Origin of the sequence: Streptomyces sp. ADMS, from assembly GCF_033441795.1 — a bacterium.
Classification (GTDB): domain Bacteria; phylum Actinomycetota; class Actinomycetes; order Streptomycetales; family Streptomycetaceae; genus Streptomyces.
The window spans coordinates 1-1,129 of sequence record NZ_JAVFVX010000322.1; the positions used below are offsets into that span (position 1 = coordinate 1).

Annotated in this window: 1 protein-coding gene and 1 pseudogene; one reads left to right on the top strand and one right to left on the bottom strand. The window is 64.7% G+C overall.

All coding sequences use genetic code 11. From position 1 onward, the window contains the following. Window positions 1-569: 569 nt before the first annotated feature. Window positions 570-832: pseudogene (locus RB628_RS40735) on the top strand (ATP-dependent RecD-like DNA helicase); the annotation flags it as partial. Between the two features lie 67 nt (window positions 833-899). Here the strand turns inward: RB628_RS40735 and RB628_RS40740 are convergent. After that, the coding region (locus tag RB628_RS40740; RefSeq protein ID WP_412180805.1) for a hypothetical protein at window positions 900-1,129 on the bottom strand (230 nt) is incomplete at its 5' end.

Genomic DNA, 1,129 nt, shown 5'->3' on the forward strand with positions numbered 1-1,129 from the left:
CAGAGCAACGAGCCAACCGCCGTCACGTCACGTAAACCACCGGCTGTAGTACTAGAACGGTGAAATGAGGGATGGCCGGGGCAGCCCAGGGACACGGTCTTGCGAGCTCGTAATGCGTAGGTCTCGGGTTCGAATCCTGAAGGCGGCTCCGAGAAACCCCAGGACTCACTCGCCGTGACCTGGGGTTTCTTCTTTTGGATGACCTTGGAATTCGGGCTATTCGGACAGTTGGGGTCTACGCATCGCAATGCGTAGGTCGTTGATCTACTACCTGTCGGGTCTGGGTAGCCAAAGGGGCTTTGACCTGTGGTTTTGCTGCACTGAAGCGTTGAATTGGTCCGAGGGGCGGCGCGTCCGGTGGACAGCCGGTGGACAGCTGTGCGTGATGCTTTGTCAGAAGCCTCTCGCTTCTCTCAACCGGTGTGTGATGTGTCGCGTGTCCGAAGGAATGGGTCGGGCGGCATAGGTCTGTGCGGTTTCGACAGAAAGCAAGGCTGGTCGTTGGGCTTGGCGGGTTTCTGCGGTGAGCATCAATGAGCTCGTGCAGGCGCTTCATGGGTGGCACCCACGGCCCGATCCCCTCGGTACGGCTGACCAAGAGCTTCCGACAGGCCCAGCAGCCCGGGGTGGTGGCCAACACTCACTGGATCAACCAGGGCCTGCCCCCGCCGGCAGGTGGCTGCCCGACTTCTTTCTCTTTGTGGAGGACGGCACCGACAACGCGGCCGGTCTTGACGTTCACGTGGTGGCCAGGCGGATCCCGCGGAAATTCGGCCTCGACCCGCGCCGCGACGTCCAGGTGCTGGCCCTCATGCACTGCTGCCCCACCGGCCGCCCTACCGCTCTCGCCGCCCTCCGCCTCCTGACCGAGGGTTCACGCGACCAGATCTGAGCGCGCCTCAGCGGGCCGTCAGGCCGGCGTCGGTGAAGCGCCGCATCAGCGAGGGCTTGCCGCGGTGCTGATCGCGCAGGTCGTGGAGGCGCCGGGCGAACTCCTCGGGGGTGCCCGCCCGGTCGTGGACCTCGCGGAGATCCTTCAGGAGGGTGACGGCGGTGTCGTAGGGGCCGGGCTGTTTCTGCCCGATCAGGTGGGCGATGTCCTGCCAGGCTTGCTCGGCGTTCTCGGCCA